Source organism: Bacillus sp. 05T31, from assembly GCF_056396725.1.
The window spans coordinates 1-1,900 of record NZ_JBFTMA010000788.1 but is presented as its reverse complement, the minus strand read 5'-3'; the positions used below and the strand labels follow the sequence as shown (position 1 = coordinate 1,900).

Genomic DNA, 1,900 nt, shown 5'->3' with positions numbered 1-1,900 from the left:
ATATATAACAGTAAGTGCAGTGAAGAAAAAAATTGTATTTCAAATTGTAATCCCTTATACAATTTACTTTGGCATAACTTTTATAGGAGTGCAATATATGTTGCATACTTACAATTTGATTGCACTTGTACTTCATACGTTTATCGTAGTAGTTGGTATATTCCTATATGATCATGAGTTGAAAAAACTTATTCTTTCGTTTATACGAAAGACACGAGAAAAGGATTATATTACGAARCAGGRGATATAGCCTATGGAAAATAATATGCAAATTTCRATGAAATGGAYTTTTCTTYTAATCTTGTTTGTTATGTTAAGTAAATACAAYATATATATAGGATTTTCCTTGAAAATATATATGATTTTCTTAGTCATTTATTTTTGTTTAACAATTAAAGACTTTCATATTCAAAAGCTATATTTTCATGAAGTGGTATTTTTACTGTTCTATTTCATTTATTGTTTAAGTGGTATTCTTTCCATATATTTAAGTGCTAGTATTCGTATGATTTTTGGTGTGCTTCTTGTTTTAGGTTGTTATTTTATAATGAGAAATTTATTGGGGAATACCGAAATAGTAGTGCTCGAATTATCCATTGTCTATGCAGGGTTAGTATTTAATATTGTGAGTCTTATACTCTATATAATCGGATTACAATATTTTGGATTATATGGTGGGGAAGAGAGAGAGGTTTATGCTGGATTATTAGTTGATAGAGGATATCCAAGGTTAATTGGGTTATTAGATGATCCTAACATTTTTATTTTTTATAATACGATATTTTTTATGTATTATATGACAAATTTATATAACATGACCAACGTCATCGGATTGGTTTTATGTGTTACGACGAGTTTATTAACATTTTCAAGAGGTGGGATTTTAGCAATTGTGCTTGTTCTTGTTGTATATATATGTATGTCCAGCTTTGCTAAAAAAGTGAAAATAGTAATAGGTTTAGTAATATTTAGTATTGCTATTTTTAGTTTATCGAATGCAGTAATGGGTGGACAGTTGGATGATATATTGAATAAGCGGATTTCTGATTTTTCACATGATAATGGAAGTGGTAGATTTACATTATGGGAAGCTGCTTTCAAATATTATTTATCTAATCCATATATCGGTATAGGTGCATTTAATTTTTCGAATTATTATGAGTACCAGTTCAATGAGAAATTATATGTGCACAATACATTTTTAGAAATTTTATCTGAATCGGGTACAATCGGTTTTCTTTTATATAGTGCGTTTTTATTAATATTAATGTTCAAGTTAACTCAGTATAACTTGTTTCGTGAAAAACCATATCTTTTATTGACTATGATTGCATTTTTATTTCAGATGATTTCATTGTCACTTATTATTAACGAAGCGTTCTTTCTGTTTTTAGCAGTTGTTGTGAAGTACATTTCAATATATGAAAGAAGGGGAACGATAGATGGTAAAGTGTCTATCAGTACATAATGAGTTGCCGTATGTTTCCATAATAACACCTTCTTATAATAGTTTACGTTTTATAGGTGAGACAATCGCATCTGTGAGGAGTCAATCTTATGAAAATTGGGAAATGCTTATAGTTGATGACGCTTCAACAGATAACTCAGTTGTAATAATTAAAGAGATGATAGAAGAAGATTCGCGCATTCGATTAGTATCATTAAAAGAAAATGTAGGTGCTGCTAAAGCGCGTAATATAGCGATTAAAAAGGCGAGAGGAAGGTATATTGCCTTTTTAGATAGTGATGATATTTGGCTATCTAATAAACTGCAGACGCAATTGTTATTTATGGAAGAAATGAAAGCTGCATTTTCGTATACGTCTTATAGTTTAATAGATGAAAATGGAAATGGCCTGAATAGAAATGTAAATGTACCGGAATCTGTTGATTATCATTA

Annotated in this window: 2 protein-coding genes and 1 pseudogene; all 3 read left to right on the top strand. The window is 29.2% G+C overall.

The genetic code is table 11. The features are described from left to right. Positions 1-250 (top strand): annotated as a pseudogene (locus tag AC1DJR_RS28280) (oligosaccharide flippase family protein); the annotation flags it as partial. Positions 251-253: 3 nt separating this feature from the next. Continuing rightward, positions 254-1,468 (top strand): O-antigen ligase family protein, encoded by a 1,215-nt coding sequence (locus AC1DJR_RS28275; RefSeq protein WP_477004075.1) that lies wholly within the window; start codon positions 254-256, stop codon positions 1,466-1,468. Beyond that, positions 1,443-1,900: glycosyltransferase family 2 protein (locus AC1DJR_RS28270; protein ID WP_477004074.1), on the top strand; the 458-nt coding region annotated here is incomplete at its 3' end. The genes AC1DJR_RS28275 and AC1DJR_RS28270, both read left to right, overlap by 26 nt.